We start from the raw sequence: 919 nt of genomic DNA, 5'->3' as shown, positions 1-919 counted from the left end.
GTGTGAAAGTTGCACGAATACATGAACATATTGCAAATGCAAGAGTGGATTACTTACATAAGCTTTCTACTGAAATCATCAAAAACCACGATGTTATCGGTATGGAAGACTTACAAGTCTGTAATATGCTCAAAAATAGAAAGCTTGCAAAAGCGATTGGTGAAGTATCTTGGTCACAATTTCGAACGATGTTGGAATATAAAGCAAAATGGTATGGCAAAAAAGTTGTTATGGTATCTAAAACATTTGCTTCTAGTCAATTATGCTCCAATTGTGAATACAAAAACAAAGACGTTAAAAATCTAACCATTCGTGAGTGGGATTGCCCTTCTTGTGGCGCACATCACGATAGAGATCGAAATGCAGCGCTCAATCTTAAAAACGAAGCAATTCGTCTCTTAACCGTAGGAACTACGGGGATAGCCTAATGAATTAGAAACCGTTAGGTTTCTGTACTTAGGAATCTCCCACTTCAAACAGTCCGCGAGGATGTTAAGTGGGGAGTAGTTCAAGCGAATTAAATTCTAATATAAGAAAATAAAGTTAAATGTCATAGTATAAGGTTATAGTATTACCTATGAAAATTTATTTGGTGTTACCCCTAGTTGACAAATAGCTCAAAAAAAGAACCAAATTAAGAGGTTCTTTTTTTATTGCTGATTATTTTTGTTCTAAAATACGTTTAACCTCATCTATGCCTAATTTACTGGCTTTAGCAATCGTTTCAAGTGGTACACCGAGTTCATGCATACCTTTAATCATCTGTATTTTTCCTTGCTGAACCCCTTCTTGAATTCCTTCTTTTTTCCCCTCATTACGAGCATGAGCAAACCTTGCAGCCTCATCCATTAAGGCCTTTTCTCTTGCTTCATATGCTTGACGGAAAGAAGAATCTTGACTTATACGTTCCCACTTATTC

Annotated in this window: 1 protein-coding gene and 1 pseudogene; one reads left to right on the top strand and one right to left on the bottom strand. The window is 36.1% G+C overall.

Annotated elements, in window-relative coordinates:
- The coding region (locus tag V7038_RS20915) for an RNA-guided endonuclease TnpB family protein (protein WP_335695604.1) at positions 1-428 on the top strand (428 nt) is incomplete at its 5' end.
- A gap of 232 nt (positions 429-660) precedes the next feature.
- On the opposite strand, the pseudogene V7038_RS20910 reads toward V7038_RS20915, so the two are convergent.
- Positions 661-919: pseudogene (locus tag V7038_RS20910) on the bottom strand (Rpn family recombination-promoting nuclease/putative transposase); the annotation flags it as partial.

Source organism: Bacillus sp. JJ783 (genome assembly GCF_036963225.1).
Taxonomy (GTDB): Bacteria; Bacillota; Bacilli; order Bacillales; family Bacillaceae_G; genus Bacillus_A; species Bacillus_A cereus_U.
Note: the sequence above shows the minus strand (reverse complement) of the source record. Positions and strands in the feature narration are given on the sequence as shown.